This is a genomic window from Pseudomonas sp. YeP6b (assembly GCF_025642995.1).
Classification (GTDB): domain Bacteria; phylum Pseudomonadota; class Gammaproteobacteria; order Pseudomonadales; family Pseudomonadaceae; genus Aquipseudomonas.
This window is the reverse complement of record NZ_CP080090.1, coordinates 2,909,059-2,935,576: the sequence shown is the minus strand read 5'-3', so window position 1 is coordinate 2,935,576 and position 26,518 is coordinate 2,909,059. Positions and strand designations below refer to the sequence as shown.

Below are 26,518 nucleotides of genomic sequence, written 5' to 3'. Positions count from 1 at the left end.
CTCCCACATTTGGATCTCCATACATCAGGAAGAGATCACTCGGCTCTTGATCTGCTTTTGATCTTGATCTTGCTTTTGATCTGAGGCGCCCCGTTAAACCACGCTGGCCGAACGCAGGCTTGAATACTTGGGTAACCCGGCAGGACACCGGGTTAGCCGCGCTGGGCCAAGGATGGCCCATCGCGGCGGCCCACGGATTCAAGCCTGCGTGAGGGCACACCGAGCCTAGGCGAGGTGCCGAGTGGTGGGGCGAGGACCTTTTGGTTACTTTTGGGGCCTTCCAAAAGTGACCCGCTGTAAGAGCGGAACCATAAGTAGCCGTTACCGCAGTAATGGATATGCACACCGACACACCGCTATCGCAGGCAAGCCAGCTCCCACATTCAGACCGGCATACAGCCCTCAAGACACCACCTCCCCAATCACCACCCCCTCAACCCACCACCGCGCCAACCCCAACACATTCGGCGCCTTAAGCAACGTAAAGTGGTTCCCCGGCCCATACCAAACCTGCAACCCACTCCCCTGCCGCCGCCACCCCTCAACCATCAACCCCTGCTCCCGCTGATTCCCCGCCGCATCCAGCGAAGGATCCTCAGCCAACACCAACCGCACCACCCCGTTATAACGCTGCAAAGGTCGATACACCGTGCGCAACGCCGACGCATACGTGCGCGCCGGCCCATCCATGGCATCCACCGCAGAGCGCCCCGGCAACAACCCCACGCCCACCATCCCTGCATGCAGCCATTGGCGCTGCGCCACTTCATCACGCTCGGCAAACTCCACCGGGTCTATGCCCAACGGCTTCCCAGCCGCCAACTGCATCGCCTCGATCAACCGCAACAACGCCGCCGTGGTCGTATAAGGCTTACCCAAACCCCCAGGCGATTCACTGTCAATAACCGTCAACGACGCCACCTCACGGCCCATCGCCTGCAGCCGCAGCGCCATCTCCAACGCCACCCAGCCGCCAAACGAATGCCCAACCAAATGCACCGGCCCCTGCGGGCACTCCTGCGCCAGCGCCGCCAGATAACACTGCGCCGCCGCTTCCACCTGGCTATGCGGAACCGCCTCGCCATCCAAGCCTCGTGGCTGCAAACCCAACAACGGCCAGTCGCGCCCCAGGGCCTCGCTCAACCCCACAAACCCGGTGACGCTGTCCCCCGCGCCGGGCACACAAAACACCGGCGCATACCCCGCCCGCCCACTCTGAATACGCAACAACGGTTGATGCGCCGCCTCAGCGACCGGCACACCCACCGCCAACGCCTCAGTCATCGCACGGCCCAACGCCTGGATATGCGGCGCCTGCATCATGCTCTGGTGATCTCCCGGCACCTGCACCTGGCGCAATTGCCCCGGCGCCAACGCGTCCTGCCAACCCAGCGTGTCACTGCGCCGGGACAACTCGGTCGGCCGTTGCATAGCGCTGAACAGGTGCACCGCAACCGGCAATGGGAACAGGCTGTAATGCGCCAGCGCATGCCCATGCCCGACCTCTCGCTCGATAAAACTCAAGAGGTCCGCGTCCGCAGCCGCTGCCATTTGCGCGTATAGCAAACCTTCATCGCGACAGCGTTGCAGCAGACCCGCAAAGTCCAGCTGTCCAATGCCCGCCTCCAAGTGTTCAAGCCTCGCCAGCTCATCCACACCTCCTTGTGCTGTCCAATACGCCGTGCACTGCAACAGCAAATGCCGCTTGAGCGCATCCGGCCCGCGCCAACGCGCCTTGCCTTGGTCGGTCATGCGCGGCACGTAACTGTCGATCAAACCGAGGAAGGCCACCGCCTCATCCAGCCCCAACAACTGCATCGCCACTTCATAGGCCAACACGCCGCCAAACGACCAGCCTGCGAGCCGGTACGGCCCATGGGGCTGGATACCCCGAATCAGCCCGACCATGCGCGCCGCCAGGCCTTCCATGGTGTTCAGGTGCGAGTCGCCAAGCGCCGCGCCCGGCAAGCCGTAGATGGGATAGTCACCGGGCAGGTGCTGACCCAGCGCCGGGAAGTACACGTCCATGCCACTGAATTCGTGGACCAGGAACAGCGGCGGTTGCGCGCCACGGCTGCGCACGGTGATCACCGAGGTGTCACGCACCGGTTCATCCGTACGTTGTTGCAGCATCGCGGCGACCGAGGCCACGCTGGCATGCTCGAACAGCTCAGCCAGGGACACCTGCAACCCCGCCGCTTCCATCAGGTTGACCAGCCGAATCGCCAGCAACGAATGCCCGCCCAGTTCAAAGAAGCTGTCATGCCGCCCAACCTGTTCCAGCTTCAAGACCTCAGCCCACAGCTGCGCCAGGGTCAGCTCCAACGCATCGCTCGGTGCTTCAAACTCGCGACTATTCATCGCGTCAACGCTGGGGGCCGGCAACGCTTTACGGTCAATCTTGCCATTGGCCGTCAGCGGCAAATGCGCCAGCGGCACATACGCCGACGGCAGCATGTAGTCCGGCAATTGGCCTTGCAGATGCGCGCGCACGCTGTCGATGCCGACGGGTTCGCCAGCCCAAGTGAAATACGCCACCAGGCGCTTGTCGCCCGGCACGTCCTCACGCGCCAGCACCACCACGTCGTGGATGCCCGCACAGGTCGCCAGGCGCGCTTCGATCTCACCCAGTTCAATGCGGAAACCACGGATTTTGACCTGATCGTCATTGCGCCCAAGGCACTCAAGCAAGCCGTCCGCCGTCCAGCGACCGAGGTCGCCGGTGCGGTACATCAGGGCGCCTGGGTTGAACGGGTCTTGCACGAATTTCTCAGCGGTCAGTTCAGGCCGGTTCAGATACCCCTTGGCCACGCCGTCGCCGCCGATGCAGATTTCACCGCTCACCCCCAGTGGCACCGGCTGCTGCCAAGCATCCAACAGATAGATTTGCGTGTTGGAAATCGGCCGCCCCACGGGCACGCTGTCGGCGTCATTGGCAATCGCGCGCACCTCATAGGTGGTGGCGTAAGTGGTGGTTTCCGTTGGCCCGTAACAATGCACCAAACGCAACTCGGGCGCCTGCGCCAACAGACTGCGGAACGCCGCCGGGTCGGCACGCTCACCGCCGCACAGCAGGATGCGCAGGCCGGCCAACGCCTCAGGAATCATCTGCACGTATTGGTTGAACAGCGCCGTGGTGACAAACAGCACCGTCGCACCCTCCAAGGCTTCACCGAATGCCGCCGGGTCGAGCAAGGTGGCGTGGTCGATCACCTGCACCTGGCCGCCATTGAGCAACGCGCCCCACACGTCCATGGTGCTGGCGTCGAACGCCGGGTTGGAGGCGAAGGCCACACAGTCCGCGGCGTTGAAGTCGGCGTAACCGTTGTTGAGCACCAGCCGCGTGATACCGCGATGCGGCACCAAGACGCCCTTGGGCGTGCCGGTGGAGCCGGACGTGTACATGATGTACGCCACGCTGTCGGAAGACTGCGACAAGTCCGGGTTATGGCTCGGTTGCGGGTCGAGGGCCAGGGTGTCCAAGTCCAGGCGCCGGGCCGGATATTCAACGAGCGCCTCGCTGCGCGTCAACAGCCACGTCGCGCCGCTGTCCTGCAGCATAAAGCCCTGGCGTTCGGCCGGTGCGTTGATGTCCAGCGGCACATAGGCCGCCGCGCATTTGAGTACGGCCAGTTGGCTGACCAGCAGGTCGATGCAGCGCGGCAGCAGGATCGCCACGTTATCGGCGGGGCGTACACCCAAGCCCAGCAAGTGATGGGCCAGACGGTTGGCGCGGGTGTTGAGTTCACCGTAGCGCCACACCTGCTCGCCATGCAGCACTGCCACGGCGCCGGGACGCGCCTGGGCCTGGGCTTCGAACAGGCGCTGCACCGTGTGTTCACGGGGGAACGTGCGGGTGGTGGCGTTGAAGCCCGCCAGCTGGCTGCGCTCTGCGGCCGCCAGGATCGGCAGGCGGCTGATGGCGATTTCACGGTTGTGTTCCAGCGCCTCAACCACCTGCTCAAGTGCAGCGTGCAGATAGTCACACAACCGCCGGGCGCCCTGCCCCATGGCTTCCAGACTGAAACCCTCACCGAGGTCATCCACACTCACCGACAAGCCGTAATTGGTCTGTTCCTGCGCCTTGAGCAGCTCAATGCCCTGCCACGCTTCGGCCACGCCAGCGGTTTGCGGCGCACTGTGGCGGTAGTTGAACAGCACGCTGAACAACGGCGTCGCCACCGGCACCGCGCTGCAACGCTGGGCCACTGCCAGCGGCGCGTGCTCATGGCTGAGCAGTTGAGTCAGGCGGGCATGGGTGGCGCGTAAGGCTGTACGCACCGAGTGTTCCCCTAGGTCGACTCGAAACGGCAAGGTGTTGATAAACACCCCCATGGCGCGCTCGGCGCCTTCGCCACCTTGCAGGCGGCCAAGCATCACGGTGCCGAATACCACCTGCTCGCGGCCGCTGACCTTGCCCAGCACATGGGCCCAGGCCAGGTGCATCAGGCTGGCGGCGCTCACGCCCGCTTGGCGGGCCTGGGTACGCAGGCGCCGGCTCAACTCAAGGTCAATCGCTAGATGGGCTGCTTCATCGCCGCCCAGGTTTTCGACCTCGGTGGGTTCGTCGATCTCAGCGAGCATTTCGCGAAAGAACGTTTCGTGATCGTCAACACCCAAACAGGTCTGGGCCACGTAATTGCGGTACGGCACCGCAGCGCCCAACTCATCCTCTCGGCCCAACAAAAACGCCTGCATTTCGTGCTGCAGGATGTCCAGTGCGATGTGGTCCATCACCAGGTGATGGAACAGCAAAGTTGCGACCACCCGCTGCGGTTCCTGGGTGTAAACCAAGCGCATCAGCGGGGCTTGAGCCAGGTCGAGACGCTGCGGCAGCGGCCCGGTTTCGACGCTTAACAAGGCTTCACGCCAAACCACCTGCACCGGTTCTTCCAGGCCGTCCCAGTGCAAGGATGAACGCAGCACATCATGGCGCTGGATCACCGCCTGCAACGCCCGGGCAAACGCTTGCAGCCGTACGAGGCTGTCGAACGCAAACTGCGCCTGCAGCAGGTACGCATCGCCTTCCACTACTGCGCGATGGTGATAGAGAATGCCGGCCTGCAACGGCGCCAGCGGGTAGATGTCCTGCACATTCGCCGCGCCGCCTGGGATACAGGCGACAATGCGCTCGATAGCCGGCTGATCCAACTGGACCAGCGCCAACATGTCCGGGGTGATGTAGGTGCAGTCGGGTGCAATGCCATTCGCCGGCACCGCCACTTCACGCCCACCACCCAGCGCCGCCGCCAACGCAGACAAGGTCGGCTGGCCAAACAGCACTTTGACGTCCGCCGACAACCCAAGGCGGCGCATGCGCCCCATCAGGCTGACGGCCAGCAGCGAATGCCCACCCAATTCAAAGAAATTGTCGTGGCGGCCCACGCGTTCCACGTTGAGCAACTCGGCCCACAGGCTGGCCAGGGCAATTTCGGTATCGCCCTGAGGCGCCTCGTACTCGCGCACCACCACCGAATCCAGGCCCGGTTCGGGCAAGGCTTTACGGTCGAGCTTGCCGTTGGGGCTCAGCGGCAAGGCGTCGAGATGGACGAACATCGCCGGTACCATAAACTCCGGCAGGTGCCGCAGCAGGTGACTGCGCAGCGCATCGATTTCGCTGTATGCGCCGGTGTAATAAGCCACCAGGCGTTGTTCACGGGCGACAACCGCTGCTTCATTAATCGACGGATACTCGGTCAGGCGGGCTTGGATCTCACCCAACTCGATGCGTAAACCACGGATCTTCACCTGGTCATCATTGCGCCCCAAATACTCGATGTTACCGTCCGGCAAGTAGCGCCCGACGTCACCGGTGCGGTACATCCGCCCATTGATAAACGGGTCGTCAAGGAAGCGCTCGGCCGTCAGTTCAGGCCGGTTCAGATAACCGCGCGCCACTTGCACACCACCTATAAACAACTCACCGACCACACCCAACGGCACCGGCTGCAACTGGCTGTCGAGCAGGTACATGCGCGTGTTGGCGATGGGCTTGCCAATCGGCGTGTTGTCCGGCGTCACCGCGCCCGCGCAATTCCACGCCGTCACGTCCACCGCCGCTTCCGTCGGGCCATACAGGTTATGCAACGCACTGCCCGGCAACTGCTGCTTGAAACGCCGCACCAGGCTGCCCGGCAAAGCTTCGCCGCTGCACATCACACGCACCAGCCCGGCCGCCTGGCGCACATCACCGTGGGCCAGGAATACATCCAGCATCGACGGCACAAAGTGCAGCGTGGTGATCTGTTCGGCCTCGATCACGTCGCACAGGTACTGCGGGTCTTTGTGCCCGCCTGGGCGCGCCATCACCAGGCGCGCGCCGGTAAACAGCGGCCAGAAGAACTCCCACACCGACACGTCGAAGCTGAATGGGGTTTTCTGCAGCACCGCGTCATGCGCCTTGAGGCCGTATTCGTCCTGCATCCACAGCAACCGGTTGACCACCCCGGCGTGTTCGTTGATCACGCCTTTGGGCTGGCCGGTGGAGCCGGAGGTGTAGATCACATAAGCCGTCGCGCCCGCTGCATCGGGGTTAGCGACCGGCTGGTGCTGCCAGCAGGGCTGGTCCAGATCGACCACCGGCACCGCGCCCAGCAACCCGCGCGTGGAGCCCTGCGCCAACACCACCAGCGGCGCGCTGTCTTCCAGCATGTAGGCAAGGCGCTCTTGCGGATAAGCCGGGTCCAGCGGCACATACGCGGCGCCGGCCTTGAGGATCGCGTACAGGCCAACGACCATGTCCAAGCCCCGCTCCACGCAGATCGCCACCCGCGAATCCGGTTGCACGCCCAACGCCTGCAGGTGATGGGCCAACTGGTTGGCCCGCGCATTCAGCTCGGCATAGGTCAGCTGCTGCTCGCCAGCCTTGACCGCAATCGCCTGCGGCGTGCGCGTGACCTGCGCCTCGAACATCCCGTGCAGGGTTTGGTCGAGGTTGTAATTGACGTCGGTGGCATTCAAATCAAACAGCAGCTGCTGACGCTCACGCGGATCCACCAGCGGCGTGTGTTCAAGCACGGCCTGATCGTTATCGACCATCGCCTGTAGGGTGCGCGTGAAATAGCCGACGTAACGCTGCACGGTCGATTGATCAAACAACGCCACCGCATATTCCAACGCGCCCAAAATACTGCCCTGCACTTCGCCGAGGTTCAGCGACAGGTCGAACTTGGCAAAGTGGCTACTCTCGACGATGCCTTCCAGGGCCAGGTCACCCAACGCCAGGGTCGGCGCGCTGCTGTCCTGCCAGCTCAGCAAGGTCTGGAACAACGGGCTGTGGGCCAGGCTACGCACCGGCCGGGTGATTTCCACCACCTGCTCGAACGGCAGGTCCTGATGGGCTTGGGCTTCAAGCGTCAACGCCCTGACCCGCGCCAACAGTGCCTCGGTGCTCAACGCGCCCGAGGTGTCGATGCGCACCGCCAGGGTGTTGACGAACAGGCCGATCAGCCCTTCGACTTCGCTGCGTGTACGGTTGGCCACCGGCGAGCCGATCACCAGGTCCGGCTGCCCGGACAGCCGCGCCAATAGCGAGGCCCAGGCGCTCATCAAGGTCATGTACAGCGTGGTGCCATGGCGTTGGCTCAAGGCCTTGAGCCCGGCGGTGAGGCGTTCATCCAGGCGCACTTCGACGCTGCTGCCGGCGTAGTCCTGTTGCGCCGGGCGCGGGCGGTCCGTTGGTAGCGTGAGCAGCGCCGGCGCCCCGGCCAGGGCCTGTTGCCAATACGTGCTTTGGCGCTGCAGCACTTCGCCGCTCAGCCACAAACGCTGCCACACGGCAAAGTCGCCGTACTGGATCGGCAGTGCCGGCAACGGGTCGGGCAGGCCGTGGCTGAAGGCTTGGTACAGCGCCATCAGCTCACGGGTGAGCACGCCCATCGACCAGCCATCGGAGACGATGTGGTGCAAGGTCAGCAACAGCACATGGTGATCGTCGGCCATCACCACCAACCGCCCGCGCAGCAACGGGCCGCGCTCCAGGTCGAACGGTGCCGAGGCTTCGCCTTGGATCAAAGCGTCCAGCGCCTGCTGGGGTTGTGGGTGGCGGCGCAGGTCCTGCACTTGCAACGGCAGCACGTCTTCGGCGGGCACAATCAGCACCTGAGCGTCGTCGCCGTGTTGGGCGAAGCGACTGCGCAGGGTTTCGTGGCGCGCGACGATACGCGCCAGCGCCCGTTGCAGCGCCTCGACATGCAGCTGCCCGCGCAAACGCAGGCCGATGGGAATGTTGTAGGCGGTGTTGGCGCCTTCCATCAGTGCCAGGAACCACAGGCGCTGCTGGGCGAAGGACAGCGGCACGTCTTCATCACGGTTAGCGGGCAAGATATCCGGCAACGTGCTGCGCCCCGCCCGGGCGAGCACTTCGGCGACCGCCGCCAGCTCGGCATTGGCAAACAGGTCGCCGAGGCTCAGCTCGACACCCAGGCGCTGACGCACCTGGGAAACCATGCGCATCGCCAGCAGCGAATGCCCGCCCAATTCAAAGAAATGATCGCGACGCCCAACGCGCTCTACTTGCAGCACATCAGCCCAGATGTGTGCGAGCACGGTTTCGATCTCGCCTTGGGGCGCCTCGTAATCGCGGGTAAATACGGCGGCCATGTCCGGCGCCGGCAAGGCTTTGCGGTCGAGTTTGCCGTTGGCGGTGAGCGGCAATGCATCGAGTTTCACGTAGGCGACCGGAACCATGTAGTCCGGCAAATGCGCGACCAGATGGGCGCGGATATCGCCGACAGCCAGCGGGTCGAGCTGAGGGTTTGCAGTGAAGTAGGCGATCAACCGCTCTTCACGGACCCACACCACCGCCTCCTGAATGCCCGGCAGTTGGTTGAGTTGGGTTTCAATCTCGCCCAACTCGATGCGCACGCCACGGACCTTCACCTGGTCGTCGTTACGCCCCAGGTATTCAATGTTGCCGTCCGGCAACCAGCGCGCCAGGTCGCCAGTGCGGTACATGCGCCCGGCATTGAACGGGTCTTGCAGGAAGCGCTCGGCCGTCAAATCCTCGCGGTTCAGGTAACCGCGCGCCACGCCTTTGCCGCCCACATACAGCTCACCGGCGACACCCAACGGCACCGGGCGTTGCTGTTCGTCCAGCAGGTACACCGTGGCATTCGCGATAGGTGTGCCGATATGCAACGGCTGGCCCACTTCGACCTTGCCGGAAGTGGCGACCACCGTGGCTTCGGTCGGCCCGTAGTTGTTGATCAACTCGAAACGCTGGGCCCGCACGAACTGGCGCAGGCGATCGCCGCCGATCAGCAAGGTACGCAGCGTGGGGTGTTCGATCTGCTGGCTGAAGGCGTACTCGGCCACCGGCGTGGGCAGGAAGCACACGTCCAACGGTTGCGCGCACCACCAGGCGAGCAAGGCGTCGATGTCTTCGGCGCCGTCATTGGCCGGCGGCAGGTGCAAGGTCGCGCCGACACACAGCGCCGGCCACACTTCCCAGGCCATCGCGTCAAAGCCGAAACCGGCGACGCTGGCGGTGTGGCGCCCGGCGCACAGGTCAAACGCGCGGCAATGCCAGTCCACCAGGTTGGCCACGGTGTGGTGTTCGACCATCACCCCTTTGGGCAGGCCGGTGGAGCCGGAGGTGTAAATCACATAGGCGAGGTTCGATGGCGTGACATTGACCTTGGGGTTACTCGCCGAATGGTGCTGCCAGGTGAAGCGGTCGAGGTTGATCACCGGCACCTCCAGCGCGGGCAGGCGGTCCAGCAGCGCCTGTTGGGTCAGCACCGCCACCGGCTCACTGTCGGTCAGCAGGTAATTCAGACGCTCGGCCGGGTGGGACGGGTCCACCGGCACATAGCAGGCGCCGGCCTTGAGGATCGCCAGCAACCCGGCCAGGGTGTCCAGGCCACGGCGGGCGACGATGGCCACGCGGTCGTCGGGCTTGACCCCCAGCGCCAGCAGGTGATGGGCCAACAGGTTGGCTTGCTGGTTCAGCTCGGCGTAAGTCAGTTGGCGGCCTTGGTGCACGGCGGCGATGGCCTCGGGCGTGCGCGCGGCCTGGGCTTCGATACGCCCGTGCAAGGTGGTGCCTTGGGGGAACTCGACCTGGGTCGCGTTGAACTGCTGCAGCAGCTGTTGTTGCTCGGCGGCGGGTACTACCGAGACGTGATTGAGCGGCGTGTGCGGCGCCTGCTCCAGGGCGGTCACGAGGTTTTCCAGGGCGGTTTGCAGGTAGGCGCAGACACGCTGCGGGTCCACCAAAGTGCTGGCGAGCACGCTCAAGCCAAAGCCTTCGCCGAGGTCATCCACGCTCAAGGTCAGCGGGTAGTTGGTGCGTTCTTCGGCGCTGAGCGCCGCGATGCCTTGCCAGGCCGATACGGCGGCGGCACTGGCGGCCGGGGCACTGTGGCGGTAATTGAGCAACGCACTGAACAGCGGTGTCGGCGCCGCCACGCCACTGCAACGCTGGGCGAGTGCCAAGGCGGCGTGCTCGTGGCGCAGCAAGGTAGTCAGCCGCGCGTGGGTGGCCTTGACCCCGGCGCGCACGTCTTCGGCGCCTACGTCCACGCGAAACGGCAACGTGTTGATGAAGATCCCCAGCGCCCGATCCGTGTCATGGCTGCCTTGCATACGGCCCATCAAGACCGTGCCGAACACCACCTGTTGTTTACCGGCCAGCACAGCCAACACTTGCGCCCACCCCATGTGGAACAGGCTGGCGGCGCTCACGCCCAGCAGCCGGGCTTGTGCACGCAAACGCAGCCCGAGCGCTGGCGCCAGCGGCAGGCTGACTTCGGCAATCCCACGGGCATCGCCTTGCACGTCCTGCAAACCAAACGGCAAGGTCGGCTCACTGATGTCGCCGAGCATTTGGCGGAAGAAACTTTCGTGTTCCTGCTCGCTGATCCCCAACCGCGCCTGCGCCACATAGTTGCGAAACGGCACCGCCTGGCCCAGCGCGGCGCCCTGCCCCAGCAGGCACGCCTGCAGTTCATGGCACACCACTTCGAGGGCGCTGTGGTCAAGGGCCATGTGGTGGAACAGCAAGGTGGCGACGATGCGCTGATGGGCCGGATCTTCGGCACGCACCAGGCGCAGCAGCGGCGCCTGGGTCACGTCGAGGCGATAGTGGCGCGCATCAAACAGCGCGTGCAGCTGCGCGGCGATATCGCCGTCAGCCGGGTCCAACGCCAACGCCTGCACCGGCAGTTGCGCTTGGCGCCAGACCACTTGCGACGGTTGCTGCAAACCGTCCCAGACCACGCCGGTACGCAGGATGTCGTGGCGGTTCATCACCTGTTGCAGGGCTTGGGCGAAGGCCTCGAAGCGCGCCAGGCTGTCGAACGCAAACTGCGACTGCATCACGTACGGGTCGCCCTGCTCAGCGCTGACATGGTGGAACAGAATGCCTTCCTGCAACGGCGCCAGCGGGTAGATATCCTGGATATTCGCCACACCGCCCTCCACCGTGACGACGATGCGGTCGATCTCGTCCTGGCTCAGGGTCGACAGGGTCAGCATGGCCGGCGTGATGCGCTCGGCGCCCGCCGGGATGCCATTGGCGGGCACTTGCACTTCGCCGGCCTTGGTCGCCGAGTACTCGCCGGCCTTGATCAACGCGATCAACGCCGGTTTGTGCTCGCGCAACGCGGCGAGGGTCGCCGGGTCGCTCAGTGCTTGTTTATTGCCTTGCACCGACAACTGCTCGCCTTTGAGCGCCAGTTGGATGTCCTTGGTTTTCAGCGTCGCCAACAGCTCAGAAATGCTCACAGGACGATCTCCATTCGTTCGGTTATGGCGGCATAGCCGGCCAGGGTCGGCTGCTCGAACAGCGCCCGCACGTCAGCTTCCTGGCCTTCCTGGCGCAGGCGGCCGATCAAGCTCACGGCCAGCAGCGAGTGCCCGCCCAGTTCAAAGAAGTTGTCGTGGCGCCCGACCCGCTCGACGTTGAGCAGCTCAGCCCACAGCTTGGCCAGGAGGGTTTCGGTGTCACCTTCGGGGGCCACGTACTCGCGCACGATCAGCGCGTCCATGCCTGGCGCAGGCAAAGCCTTGCGGTCGAGCTTGCCGTTGGGGCTCAGCGGCAGCGCGTCGAGGTGCATGAACAGCGCGGGCACCATGAAGTCCGGCAGGTGCTGCAGCAGATGCGCGCGCAGCTGTTCGATGTCGGTGGCTATGCCGGTGTAGTACGCGACCAGCCGGTCTTCGCGGGCGACCACGGCCGCCTCGTTGACCTGCGCATGCTCCAGCAGCCGCGCCTGGATTTCACCCAGCTCGATGCGCAGGCCACGGATCTTCACCTGGTCGTCGTTACGGCCCAGGTACTCGATATTGCCGTCAGGCAAGTAGCGGCCAACGTCACCAGTGCGGTACATGCGCCCAAGGGTGAATGGGTCCTTGAGGAAGCGTTCGGCGGTCAGTTCAGGGCGATTCAAGTAGCCACGCGCCACTTGCACACCGCCGATAAACAGCTCGCCGACCACGCCCAACGGCACCGGCTGCAACTGCGCATCCAGCAGGTACATGCGCGTGTTGGCAATCGGTTTGCCGATCGGCGTGTTGTCCGGCACGTCGGGGCGCGCGCAGTTCCAGGCGGTCACGTCCACCGCCGCTTCGGTCGGGCCATACAGGTTGTACAGGCCGATCCCCGGCAATTGCTGCTTGAAGCGCCGCACCAAGCTGCCCGGCAAAGCTTCGCCACTGCACATCACGCGCACAAGCACAGCTGCCTGGCTGACATCGCCGTGGGCCAAGAACACATCGAGCATCGACGGTACAAAGTGCAGCGTGGTGATCTGTTCGGCCTCGATCACCGCGCACAGGTACTCAGGCTCTTTATGCCCGCCCGGGCGCGCCATGACCAGGCGTGCGCCGGTAAACAGCGGCCAGAAGAACTCCCACACCGACACGTCGAAGCTGAACGGGGTTTTCTGCAGCACCGCGTCATGGGCCTTAAGGCCATAGGCGTCCTGCATCCACAGCAGGCGATTGACCACTCCGGCGTGTTCGTTGATCACGCCTTTGGGCTGGCCGGTGGAGCCGGAGGTGTAGATCACGTAAGCCTGATGCTGGGCGGTAAGGCCCGGCACCCGCGGATTGCTGGCGAGCTGGTGCTGCCAAGTGCTGTGGTCCAGGTTGATCACCGGCACATCACCCAGCAACTCGCGGGTTGCGCCTTGCGCCAGTACCACCACGGGCGCGCTGTCTTGCAGCATGTAGGCCAGACGTTCGCGTGGATACGCCGGGTCCAGCGGCACATAACCGCCGCCGGCCTTGAGGATGGCAAACAGGCCGATGACCATGTCCAGGCCACGCTCGACGCAGATACCCACCCGCGAATCCGGCCGCACGCCGAGTTCACGCAGGTGGTGGGCCAGGCGGTTGGCGCGTTCGTTGAGCTCGCTGTAGGTCAGGTGCTGGTCACCGGCCTTGACCGCCACGGCCTGCGGCGTGCGCTCGACCTGGGCTTCGAACAGGCCGTGCAGGGTTTGCTCAAGGTTGTAGTTCACCTCGGTCGCATTGAACTCCACCAGCAGTTTTTGCCGTTCCTCACTGCCCAGAATCGGCAAACGATTGAGCGCCTGGTGCGGCGCCTGCTCCAAGGCTTCGACCAATCCGGACAAAGCAACCTGCAGGTAACCGCACACCCGTTGCGCGTCGACTTGGGCCAGGGCGGTGACGTCGTAACCATCACCCAGGTCATCCACGTTCAAGGTCAGCGGGTAGTTGGTGCGCCCGTCGTTGACCAGCGTCTGCATGCCTTCCCAGGCCTGCTGCGCCTCAGCCGATCGCGTGGCGGCGCCGCGATGGCGGTAGTTGAGCATCGAGCTGAACAGCGGCGCCGGTGCCGCCACGCCGCTGCAACGCTGGGCCAAGGCCAGGGACGCGTGTTCATGCCCGAGCAACGCGGTCAGCCGCGCATGGGTGGCACGCACGGCAGCGCGTGCGCCTTGCGCGTCGATGTCCAGGCGCAGCGGCAAGGTATTGATGAACACGCCCAGCGCACGGTCGGCGCCCTCGCCACCTTGCATTCGACCAACCAGCACGGTGCCGAACACCACGCTTTGGCGCCCCGACGTGGCCGCCAGCACCTGGCCCCAGGCCAGGTGGAACAGGCTCGCCGTGCTCACACCGAGCAAGCGCGCCTGGGCGCGCAGGCGGCGGTTGAGGTCGCTGCCCAGGCGCAGGCGATGCTCTTTGATCGCGTTGCCGTCGCCGCGCACATCCTGCAGGCCGAACGGCAAGGTGGGTTCATCGACATCACCGAGCATCTCGCAAAAGAACGCTTCGTGCTCCCGCTCGCTCACACCCAAGCGCGCCTGCGCCACGTAGTTGCGGTACGGCATCGGCGGCGCCGTTGGGGCTTGGTGGCCGAGCAAGTGGCCCTGCATTTCGCGCAGCACCACCTCGAATGCGGTGTGGTCGAGGGCGATATGGTGATAGAGCAACACCACCACCACACGCTGATTGGCCGGGTCCTGGGCGTACTTCAAGCTGATCAAGGGTGCCTGACTGATGTCCAGGCGATAGCGTCGCGCATCGAAACGCGCATGCAAGCCGGCCAGTACATCACCTTGCAGGTGCAGCTCTTCAAGCGGCAATTGAGCCTGACGCCACACCACTTGCAGCGGTTGCGCCAGGCCTTCCCAGACCACGCCGGTGCGCAGGATGTCATGGCGATTGATGACCTGTTGCAGCGCCTGGGTGAAGGCATTCAGGCGCTCGATGCTGTCGAAAGCCAGGTGCGATTGCAGCAGGTACGGGTCGCCCTGCTCGGCGGTGATGTAGTGGTAAAGAATGCCCTCCTGCAACGGCGCCAGTGGGTAGATGTCCTGCACATTGGCGCCGCCGCCGGGTACGCGGCTGACGACCTCGTCGAGGGTTGCTGGGTCCAGATCCACCAACGGCAACATGTCCGGGGTGATGCGCTGGCAGTCGGCGGCGATGCGGTTGGCGGGCACCGAAACTTCGCGACCACTGCCCACGGCAGCGGCCAACGCTGCGAGGGTTGGCTGGCTGAACAACACACGCACATCGGCGCTGAGGCCGACCTGGCGCATGCGTTCGATCAGGCTGACAGCCAGTAACGAATGGCCGCCCAGTTCGAAGAAGTGGTCATGGCGGCCGACTTGCTCCACCTGCAACACCTCGGCCCAGATCCGCGCCAGGGCGGTCTCCACTGAACCTTCAGGCGCTGCATAGTCGCGGCTCAGCAACGCCGACTGATCAGGTTGCGGCAGGGCCTTGCGGTCCAGCTTGCCGTTGGCGGTCAGCGGCAGCGTGTCGAGTTTGACGTAGGCCGCCGGCACCAGCGCTTCGGGCAGCTGCGCTTGCAGTTGCGCACGCAGGGTTTCAATCGCCAGTGGGTAGTGTTCGGTGAACCAGGCCACCAGACGGCCCTCGCGCACCAGCACCACCGCTTCGGCGATGCCGTCGAGTGCCGCCAGGCGGCTTTCGATTTCGCCGAGTTCAACGCGCACGCCGCGCACTTTGACTTGGTCGTCGTTACGGCCCAGGTACTCGATATTGCCGTCAGGCAACCAGCGCGCCAGGTCGCCGGTGCGGTACATGCGCCCGCTGTTAAACGGGTCTTGCAGGAAGCGTTCGGCGGTCAAGTCCTGGCGGTTCAAATAACCCCGCGCCACACCGCTGCCGCCCACATACAGCTCACCGGCAACGCCCACCGGCACTGGGCGCAGTTGCGCATCCAGCACGTACACGCGGGTATTGGCGATAGGCTGGCCGATATGCAACGCCTGCCCGGCGCGCACACGGCCGGAGGTGGCGACCACCGTGGCCTCGGTAGGCCCGTAGTTGTTGACCACTGCAAAGCGCCGCTCCTGGGCAAACTGACGCAGGCGATCACCGCCGATCAACAGGATGCGCAAGGTCGGGTGGTGCAGGTTCTGGCTGAAGGCGTACTCAGCGACGGGTGTGGGCAGAAAGCTCACGTGCAGCGGTTGCGCCATCCACCAGGCGAGCAATTCGTCGATAGTTTCATTGCCCACGTGCGCGGGCGGCAGGTGCAGGGTGGCGCCTGCGCAGAGTGCCGGCCAGACCTCCCAGGCCATCGCGTCGAAACCAAACCCGGCGACGCTGCTGGTGTGGCTGCGCGTGTCCAGGCCGAAGGCTTCGCAATGCCAGTGCACCAGGTTTTCCACCGTGCGGTGTTCCACCATCACACCTTTGGGCTGGCCGGTGGAGCCGGAGGTGTAGATCACGTAGGCCAGGTGTGCCGGGGTCAGGGTTGCCAGCCGCGGGTTGCTGACGGGGTGGTGTTGCAAGCGCTCGTCGAACAGGTCGACAGCGGCATGCGCGCCCAACAGGTCGCGGGTGCTTGCCTCGGCCAATACCGCTGCCGGAGCGCTGTCCTGCAGCAAGTAGGCGATACGCTCGGCGGGGTAAGCCGGGTCGATGGGCACGTAGCCTGCGCCGGCTTTGAGAATGCCCAGCAGACCCACCAGCATCTGCGGGCCACGGCGGCAGCAGATCGCCACGCGATCATCCGGCTGCACGCCGAGCGCCAGCAGGTGGTGGGCCAACTGGTTGGCGCGCTGGTTGAGTTGCTGATAGGTCAGAACTTCGCCGTCTTGCTGCACGGCAATCGCATGGGGTTGGCGTTCGACCTGGGCTTCCAAGGCGCCATGCACGGTATGCCCGGTGGGGAAGTCGGCGGCGGTCGCGTTGAATTCACGCAGCAGGGTTTCGCACTCCGCCTGGGGCAAAACAGGCAGTTGGTTGAGCGCGGTTTTCGCCGCGCTTTCCAAGGCCGCAACCAGCTGCTCCACGGCGCTGTGCATGTAGCCACACAGGCGCTGGGCGCCGATCTGCGGCAGCGCCAGCACACTCAGGCCAAAACCTGCGCCAAAGTCATCGACGCTGAGGGTCAGCGGGTAGTTGCTGCGTTCCTCACCGCCCAGCAGCTGCACACCTTCCCAGATGCCCTGGCCGTCGCGGGCCATTTCACCGGGCGTGCTGTGGCGGTAATTGAGCAAGGCGCTGAACAACGGCACGGCCGTCGATACGCCACTGCAACGCTGGGCGAGCGCCAGGGACGCGTGCTCGTGACCGAGCAATGCACTCAGCCGCGCATGGGTGGCCTTGACCGCAACGGCGGCGCTGGCGCCCACATCGACGCGCAGCGGCAAGGTGTTGATGAACATGCCCAACGCGCGATCAGCGCCCTCGCCGGCCTGCATGCGGCCCATCAATACGGTGCCGAACACCACGTCGTCACGCCCGGACACCAACCCCAGCACTTGCGCCCAGGCCAGGTGCATCAGGCTGGCCGCGCTGACGCCCAACACCCGCGCCTGTTCACGCACACGCACCGCCAGCGCCGCGTCCAGCTGCCGCTCGGCTTCTTCGATAGCGCGGCCGTCGCCCTGCACATCCTGCACGCCAAACGGCAAGGTCGGCTCATCGACATCAGCGAGCATCTCGCGGAAGAACTGCTCATGCTCAGCCACGCTGACACCCAGGCGGGCCTGGGCGACATAGTTGCGAAACGGTGCCGCTGCGGGCAACGCATCGGCCTGGTTGAACAGGAACGCGCGCATCTCCTGGCCGACCACTTCCATGGCGGTATGGTCGAGTGCCAAGTGATGGAACAACAGGATCGCCGCGACTCGGTTATTCGCCGAGTCCTGGGCGTAGACCATGCGCAGCAGCGGCGCCTGGGTGATGTCCAGCCGGTAGTGGCGAGCATCGAAGCGTGTGTGCAGCTGTTCAAGGATGCCGCCGTCGGCTGGGTCCAGGGCGACTTCCTGCACCACCAACTGCGCGTCACGCCAGACCACTTGCACTGGGCTGTCCAAGCCTTCCCAGACCACGCCGGTGCGCAGGATGTCGTGACGGGCCACGACCTGTTGCAGCGCGCCCATGAACGCGTGCAAACGCTCAAGGCTGTCGAACGCCATGCGCGATTGCAGCAGGTACGGGTCGCCCTGCTCGGCGCTGATATGGTGGTAGAGAATGCCTTCCTGCAACGGCGCCAGCGGGTAGATATCCTGCACATTCGCTGCGCCGCCCGGCACCGTGGCGACAATACGGTCGATAGCTGTCTGGTCGAGCGGCACCAGAGGCAGCATCGACGGCGTAATCTGCGTGCAGCCCGAAGGAATGCCATTCACCGGCACCACAACTTCACGCCCGCTGCCCACCGCCGCCGCCAGCGCCGCCAGGCTTGGCTGGCTGAACAGTGCGCGCACGTCACAGCTCAGGCCGACTTGGCGCATGCGTTCAATCAGGCTCACCGCGAGCAGCGAATGCCCGCCCAACTCGAAGAAATGATCATGGCGCCCCACGCGTTCAAGCTTGAGCACGTCCTGCCAGATCTGCGCCAGCAGGGTTTCCACCTCGCCTTGCGGTGCTTCAAACTCGCGACTATTCATCGCGTCAACGCTGGGGGCCGGCAACGCTTTACGGTCAATCTTGCCATTGGCCGTCAGCGGCAAATGCGCCAGCGGCACATACGCCGACGGCAGCATGTAGTCCGGCAATTGGCCTTGCAGATGCGCGCGCACGCTGTCGATGCCGACGGGTTCGCCAGCCCAAGTGAAATACGCCACCAGGCGCTTGTCGCCCGGCACGTCCTCACGCGCCAGCACCACCACGTCGTGGATGCCCGCACAGGTCGCCAGGCGCGCTTCGATCTCACCCAGTTCAATGCGGAAACCACGGATTTTGACCTGATCGTCATTGCGCCCAAGGCACTCAAGCAAGCCGTCCGCCGTCCAGCGACCGAGGTCGCCGGTGCGGTACATCAGGGCGCCTGGGTTGAACGGGTCTTGCACGAATTTCTCAGCGGTCAGTTCAGGCCGGTTCAGATACCCCTTGGCCACGCCGTCGCCGCCGATGCAGATTTCACCGCTCACCCCCAGTGGCACCGGCTGCTGCCAAGCATCCAACAGATAGATTTGCGTGTTGGAAATCGGCCGCCCCACGGGCACGCTGTCGGCGTCATTGGCAATCGCGCGCACCTCATAGGTGGTGGCGTAAGTGGTGGTTTCCGTTGGCCCGTAACAATGCACCAAACGCAACTCGGGCGCCTGCGCCAACAGACTGCGGAACGCCGCCGGGTCGGCACGCTCACCGCCGCACAGCAGGATGCGCAGGCCGGCCAACGCCTCAGGAATCATCTGCACGTATTGGTTGAACAGCGCCGTGGTGACAAACAGCACCGTCGCACCCTCCAAGGCTTCACCGAATGCCGCCGGGTCGAGCAAGGTGGCGTGGTCGATCACCTGCACCTGGCCGCCATTGAGCAACGCGCCCCACACGTCCATGGTGCTGGCGTCGAACGCCGGGTTGGAGGCGAAGGCCACACAGTCCGCGGCGTTGAAGTCGGCGTAACCGTTGTTGAGCACCAGCCGCGTGATACCGCGATGCGGCACTTGCACACCTTTGGGTGCGCCGGTGGAGCCGGAGGTGTACATGATGTACGCCACGCTTTCCGAGGACTGGACCCGCTCAGGGTTGCGCGGCGATTGCGCGTCCAGGTTCAGGTCGGCCAGGCTATTGAGTACCCGATGCGCGCCGCTGTCCTGCACGATGAACGCCTGGCGCTCAACCGGCGCATTGACGTCCAGCGGCACATACACCGCCGCGCACTTGAGGATCGCCAGCTGGCACACGAGTAAATCCAGGCAGCGCGGCAGTGCAATCGCCACGCTTTCACCCGGCTGCACACCTTGGTTGATCAGGTGATGAGCCAGGCGATTGGCGCGGCGGTTGAGGTCGCGATAGCTCAAGGATAACGCGCCATGCACCGCCGCCACGGCTTCGGGACGCGCCAGCGCCTGGGCTTCGAACAGTTGCTGCACGGTGAGCTGCGAGGGGTAGTCGCGGGCGGTGGCGTTGAACGCCACCAGCAGTTGGTGGCGTTCGGCGGCCGGCAGAATCGACACCGCCTGCAAGGGCGTGGTCGGCGCTTGTTGCAGCGCGGTCATCAAGTGCTGCAATGCGGTGAGCATGTACTCGCCCACGCGCTGTACATCCAGCATGGCCAGGCCTTGTACCGTCAGCGAAAAACCTGCGCCCAGGTCATCGACGCTGAGCACCAGCGGGTAGTTGCTGCGTTCTTCGGAACTGAGAATTTCGATACCAGAGGCGGCAAACGGGCTGTCTCCCGGGGCTTCACCCGGCGCGCTGTGACGGTAGTTGAGCAAGGTGCTGAACAACGGCAACGACCCCGGTACGCCACTGCAACGCTGGGCCAGTGACAGCGAGGCATGTTCATGCCCGAGCAACTGCGCCAGGCGCGCGTGGGTGGCGCGCACGCCGGCTTGTACGCTGACGGCGCCCAGGCTAACGCGCAGCGGCAAGGTATTGATGAACATCCCCAGCGCACGGTCGGCGCCCTTGCCGCCTTGCATGCGGCCCAGCAACACGGTGCCGAACACCACGTCCTGCTGGCCGGAAACCTGGGCCAATACCTGGGCCCAGGCCAGGTGTACCAGGCTGGCGGTGCTCACACCGAGTTGCCGCGCCTGTTCACGCAGACCGTGACTGAGCGCCGCTGGCAACGGCAAGTGCGCCTCGACGATGCCGCTGCCGTCGCCATTTACATCCTGCAAGCCGAACGCTAACGTCGGCTCGTCGATATCGCCGAGCATGTCGCTGAAGAACGCTTCGTGTTGCGCCTGGGTAACCCCCAGACGCGCCTGGGCTACGTAGTTGCGGTACTGCACCGCGTCCGGCAGGTGCGCGCTGTTTCCGGCCAGGCTGGCGCTCATTTCTTCGACCAGCACTTGCAAGGCGGTATGGTCGAGCAGGATGTGGTGCAGCAGCAAAATGCCGACGTAGCCGCCCGCCTGTTGCGCGTAGCCAAAATGCATCAGCGAGGCGCGGGACAGATCGAGGCGATAATGGCGTGGGTCGAAGCGCTGTTGCAGCTGTACCAAGGCTTCATCACCCTGTACGTCGACACGTTCCACGGCCAATGGCGCTTGGCGCAGCACCACTTGCACCGGCTCATCCAGGCCCTCCCAGAGAATGCCGGTGCGCAAGATGTCATTGCGTTCGATCACGCTGTGCAACGCGCGGATAAATGCATCCACCGCCGCTTGGTCAGCGAAGCTGAACTGCACTTGCAACACGTAGGGGTCGCCCTCGGTGGTTGCCAGGTGGTGGTAAAGAATGCCCGCCTGCAGGGGCGCCAGGCCGTAGATGTCCTGCACGTTGGCGATGCCGCCGGGCACAGTCTTGAGGATGTGGTCGATGGCGGCCTGGTCCAGCTCCACCAGCGCCAGCATGTCCGGCGTGATGCGCTCGCTCGTCTCGCTGATCAGGTTGGCCGGAACCTGCACTTCCTGCTGCCCGCCCACCGCTGCGGCAAGTGCAGCCAGCGTGGGTTGACCGAACAGCACGCGCACATCGGCGCTCAAGTCCACCTGGCGCATGCGTTCGATCAGCTTGACCGCCAGCAGTGAGTGCCCGCCAAGTTCGAAGAAATTGTCGTCGCGGCCGACCTTGTCGAGCTTCAATATCGCCTGCCAGATCGCAGCGATGGCGGTTTCGACTGCACCTTGCGGGGCGGCATAGTCACGTCGCGCCAGCGCGTCGGCATCCGGTGCGGGCAACGCCTTGCGGTCGAGTTTGCCGTTGGTGGTCAGCGGGAATTTATCCAGCAGTACAAACGCGCTGGGCACCATGTACTCGGCCAGTCTCAGCAGCAGGTGGTCACGCAGTTCGGCTGCACCGATGTCACGCTCGGCGATCACATAAGCCACCAGGCGCTTGTCACCCGGCGCGTCTTCACGGGCGATCACCACGGCGTCACGCACGCCGCTGGCGGTGGCCAGGCGCGCTTGGATTTCACCCAGTTCGATACGGAAACCACGGATCTTCACTTGGTCGTCGTTACGCCCCAGGTACTCGACGTTACCGTTAGCCAGCAAGCGGCCAAGGTCGCCGGTCTTGTACATGCGCAAACCGGTGGCCGGGTCGGCCAGGAAGCGTTCGGCGTTGAGCGCGTCACGGTTCAGGTAACCGCGCGCCACGCCGGCACCGCCGACGTACAACTCGCCGACCACGCCGATCGGCAGCGGCTCGCGGCGCTCATCGAGCACGTACAGCTGCAGGTCGGGAATGCGCACGCCAATCGGGCTGACGCCGACCAACTGCGCGTCCGCCGCCTCCAGCGCGCGATAGGTCACGTGCACGGTGGTTTCGGTGATGCCGTACATGTTCACCAGTTGCGTACCGGCGTTGATGGCGCGGGCGTACCAGGGTTTGAGCATGCCCGGTTCCAGCGCTTCGCCGCCGAAAATCACCTGGCGCAGGGAATGCACCTGCGAGCTCTGCGCCTGGGCCGCAATCAACTGGCGAAACGCGCTGGGCGTCTGGTTGAGGATGCTCACGCCGGCCTCACAGATCAGCGTGTAGCACTCATCCGGCGAGCGGCTGACCAGTTGCGGCACGATCAGCAATTGGCCGCCGTGCATCAGCGCACCCCAGATCTCCCACACGGAGAAGTCGAACGCAAAGGAATGGAACAGCGCCCACACATCGTTGCGGTTGAAGCCGAACCAGTGGTCAGTGGCGCTGAACAGCCGTGCGACCTGGCGGTGCTCGATCATCACGCCTTTGGGCAGGCCGGTGGAACCAGAGGTGTAGATCACGTAGGCAAGGCTGGCGGGGCTGAGAGGGATGCGCGGGTTGACGATGGGCTCGCTACCGAGGCTATTAAGGTCGATTTGCGCCAGCTCGCCCACCAAGTGGCGGGTGTTGGCTTGCACCAGCACGGCCAGCGGTTGGCTGTCGGCCAGGGTGTAGGCGATGCGTTCCAGCGGGTAAGCCGGGTCAATCGGCACATAACCGGCGCCGGCTTTGAGGATGCCCAGCAGGCCGATGATCATTTCCGGGCCACGCTCTACGCAGATGGCCACACGGTCATCCGGACTCACGCCTTGGGCGAGCAGGCGATGGGCGACCTGGTTGGCGCGTTCGTTGAGTTGGCGGTAGGTGAGGCACAGATGCTCGAAGCGCAAGGCGATGGCTTCAGGCTGGGCGGCGGCGTGGGTTTCGACGCAACGGTGGATCAGGGCGGTGTCGGTGTAGTGCGCGGGGCTTTGGTTGAGGCTGTGCAGCAGGTGGTGGCGCTCAGTGTCGGGCAGGATGTTCAGGCCGCAGAGCGGCTGATCCGGTCGATGTTCCAAGGCATCGGCCAGGCTTTCCAGCGCGGTATGCAGGTAACCGGCGACACGTTGCGCGTCGATGGACGCGTCGACCATCACCGTCAGCGCAAACTCTTCACCCAGGTCATCCACGTTGACGGTCAGCGGGTAGTTAGTGCGCTCCTCGGCGCCCAGCACCTGGATGCCTTCGGCCACGTCGATGACGGCGGCCATGTCGGTGGCGGCGCTGTGGCGGTAGTTGAGCATCGCGCTGAACAGTGGCGTGGGTGCGGCTACACCGCTGCAACGCTGGGCCAGTGCCAGCGAGGCATGTTCGTGATTGAGCAAGGTGGTCAGGCGCTCATGGGTGGCTTTGACCCCGGCGCGCACGCCCTGCTCGCCCACATCCACGCGCAGCGGCAAGGTGTTGATGAACATGCCCAAGGCGCGGTCACCGCCCTCGCCTGCACCCATGCGGCCAAGCATCACGGTGCCGAACACCACGGCGTCGCGACCAGACACCACGCCCAACACGCGCGCCAGGGCCAGGTGCATCATGCTCGCCACGCTCACGCCCAGCGGTCGTGCCAGGCGGCGCAGGCGGCGGCTGAGTGCGCTGTCGACGGGCACGCGCGCTTCGTTGATGCCCTGACCATCGCCCTGCACATCCTGCAAACCGAACGGCAAGGTTGGCTCATCGATATCCGCCAGCATCGCGCGGAAGAACGCCTCATGCGCCTGCTCACTGACGCCATGGCGCACCTGGGCGATGTAGCTGCGAAACGCAACCGGCTCACCGGCCTGGGCTTGCTCACCGGCCAGGTACAGCTGGATTTCATGGCGCACCACATCGAGGGCGGTGTGGTCGAGAATGGTGTGGTGGAACAGCAGCATTGCCACCACGCGCTGGTTGGCCGGGTCGTCGGCAAACACCAGGCGCAGCAGCGGCGCCTGGCCCAGGGCCATGCGGTAGGTGCGGGCGTCGTAGCGTGCCAGCAACTGGGCCAGGGCGTCACCGCCGTTCAAATGGGCTTCTTCGCAAGCCAGGGTCGCCTTGCGCCACACCACTTGCAACGGCTCGTCGAGGCGCTCCCAGACCATGGACGTACGCAGGATATCGTGGCGGTCGATCACCCATTGCAGCGCTTGCGCGAAGGCATGGAGGCGTGCGCGGCTGTCGAATACAAACTGCGCGTGCAGCACGTAAGGGTCGCCCTGCTGCGCCGAAAGATGGTGGTAGAGCATGCCTTCTTGCAGCGGCGCCAGCGGGTAGATGTCCTGCACGTTCGCCGCGCCGCCGGGGATGGCGGCGACGATGCGGTCGATGGCCGGTTGATCGAGGTTGACCAGTGGCAGCATGTCCGGGGTGATCCGATAGGCCGGGCTCAGCCAGTCGCCGCCGTGCTCGGCCACCCACTCAAGCAGGCGGGGTTTGTGGGCGATCAGTTGATCCCACAGCGCGTCATCCAGCGCTGCGTCGTCGCCCAGGATAATCAGGTCGCCCTCTTCCAGTTGCAGACGGATCGCGTGGGTGGAAATCGCTGCCAATAATTCGCTGAACTGCATGGGGGTAACCTGCTGAAAAGTCACGGTTGAGGAGAAAGTCCGTTTTCATCTGCCGCTTGCATAGGGTGTGCTGGGCGCCCTGAAAAAACTGCGGGCGCAGCCGGGTGCCTGAAGAGGCTTCCAGCAGGCTTGGAAAATTAAGGGATTTGGCAGGTAGGGGGTGACATGGGAAGCGGGGACAAGCGGGAATCAAGCAGCGTTCACTTTTATTGCAGTTACACGGCGTCGATATGCCGATAGTCCAGGTGCAATTGCAGCGCCAGCTGTTTGGCCCGGCCGAGAGTGATCGGCCCGCGCTCGATATCCACCAGCACACCCGGGCAATCGAGCAGCGGCAGGCCGTCGATAGCCTTGAGCCGCCCATCGGTAATCACCAGCAAACGCTGCTGCTCGGCGGGGTAACGCTGGCGCCGCGCGTGCAGCCACTGCCCGGCTTCGGACAAGGCCGCCAGCAACGGCGTGCCGCCGCCGGCGCCGAGCTGAGCGAGCCAACCGGCCAAGCCTTTGGCGGCCTTGAGGCCCTGCACTTGCCACTTCGGCGAGTGGCCGCTGGCCGTGAGTAACGCCATGCGCGCGCGTTGCCGGTAAGCGTCATCAAACAACTGGGCGAGCAGGCCTTTGGCGTCGGTCAACGCGCCATGGCGCCGCGTAGACGCCGAGGCGTCGACGATCACCAGCCACAACTCATGGGCCGCGCGGTTGCGCAGGTGGAACAGTAGATCCTCACGGCACTGCGGCCGGCCGCCGAGCAAGGTGCCGGGCCAGTTGATCGCGCCGTGTTTGGCGCTGCGCGCCTTGCCGTGCCTGCCTTTGTCCAGTCGCCCCGCCTTGGGCCGGGCATCCGCCCCCGCGTCAGGTCGGGGGCGAATGCCTAGGGCTTTTTTGGCCAGGTGGGTACTTCCCGGCGTGCGCCCGTGGGCAAGGCCGGCGCGGGCATGTCGCCCCACTGGCCCTGGCCAGGTGAAGTGTCTGAAGGCTGGGGCGCCTGGCCTTGATTGGGCGGGCTTGCCGGCGGGGTTTGCGCTTGACGACGATGGCGCAAGGCAAATTCGGCCACCGCTTCGATGTCTTCCTCGGCGATGGCGGTAGCGCCACGCCAGGCCGCATGGGCGCGGGCGCCGCGCAACCAGACGAGGTCAGCGCGCAAGCCATCGACCCCGGCGGCAAAACAGCGCTCGGTGATCTGTGCCAGCGCCTGGTCATCCAGCTCAATGCCGTCGAGCTGTGCTCGCGCCTGGGTGCAGCGTTCACGCAAGGCGGCTTGCGGCTCGGCCCACTGCGTGCAGAACGCGGCGGGATCGCTGTCGAAATCCAGCCGACGCCGGATGATTTGCCCGCGCTCGGTGGGCAGCGTTTGCCCGCTTAATGCCACGTTGAAACCGAAACGGTCGAGCAGCTGCGGTCGCAACTCCCCCTCCTCCGGGTTCATGGTGCCGATCAACACAAAACGTGCCGAGTGGCGATGGGAAATGCCATCGCGCTCGATCAGGTTGGTGCCGCTGGCGGCCACATCCAGCAGCAGGTCCACCAAGTGGTCGGGCAGCAAGTTGACTTCATCGACGTACAACACGCCGCCATCGGCCTTGGCCAGTACGCCGGGGGAAAACTGCGCACGGCCTTCGCCCAGTGCGGCGTCCAGGTCCAGGGTGCCGACCAGGCGTTCTTCGGTGGCGCCCAACGGCAAAGTGACGAACTGACCACTGGCGAGCAGGTCCGCCAGGCCACGTGCCAGGGTGGACTTGGCCATGCCGCGCGGGCCTTCGATCAGCACACCGCCGATTTTCGGGTCGATGGCGGTGAGGCACAGCGCCAGTTTCAGGTCGTCGGCGCCGACCACGGCGGACAGTGGGAAATGTGGAATATCAGTCATGCACGTT

4 protein-coding genes are annotated in these 26,518 nt (G+C 64.8%); all 4 read right to left on the bottom strand.

All coding sequences use genetic code 11. The features are described from left to right. Positions 1–402 precede the first annotated feature (402 nt). Entirely contained in the window at positions 403–11,727 is an 11,325-nt protein-coding gene (locus KZH41_RS13160; protein WP_263274951.1) for a non-ribosomal peptide synthetase, read from the bottom strand. Further along, complete coding sequence (locus tag KZH41_RS13155) at positions 11,724–24,641, bottom strand: non-ribosomal peptide synthetase (RefSeq protein WP_263274950.1); 12,918 nt, start codon at positions 24,639–24,641, stop codon at positions 11,724–11,726. Before KZH41_RS13155 ends, KZH41_RS13160 begins: the two co-directional genes overlap by 4 nt. 215 nt (positions 24,642–24,856) lie before the next feature. Next, positions 24,857–25,459, bottom strand: coding sequence for a vWA domain-containing protein (locus KZH41_RS13150; protein ID WP_083360413.1), 603 nt, complete (start codon positions 25,457–25,459; stop codon positions 24,857–24,859). Between the two features lie 53 nt (positions 25,460–25,512). Next, entirely contained in the window at positions 25,513–26,511 is a 999-nt protein-coding gene (locus tag KZH41_RS13145) for an ATP-binding protein (protein ID WP_263274949.1), read from the bottom strand. Between the last annotated feature and the right edge of the window lie 7 nt (positions 26,512–26,518).